Consider the following 255-nt stretch of genomic DNA (forward strand, 5'->3'; position numbering starts at 1 on the left):
GACGCTGCGGCGCCTGTACTGCTTCTTCGTCATCGAGGTCGGCTCCCGCACCGTCCACGTCCTCGGGGTCACCGCCCACCCCGACGGATCGTGGACCACCCAACAAGCCCGGAACCTCCTCATGGATCTCGGTGACCGGGCTGCCGACTTCCAGGTCCTGGTCCGTGACCGCGCCGGACAGTTCACCGCATCGTTCGACGCGGTTCTCGCCGACGCCGGCATCACCACCGTCAAGATCCCACCCCGGGCTCCCCG

The 255-nt window shown here is 68.6% G+C and carries 1 pseudogene; it reads left to right on the plus strand.

The annotated features are described in order from the left end of the window. Window positions 1–255: pseudogene (locus FMEAI12_RS34125) on the plus strand (transposase); the annotation flags it as partial.

The organism is Parafrankia sp. Ea1.12 (assembly GCF_900465275.1).
In the GTDB taxonomy this organism is placed as follows: Bacteria; Actinomycetota; Actinomycetes; order Frankiales; family Frankiaceae; genus Parafrankia; species Parafrankia soli.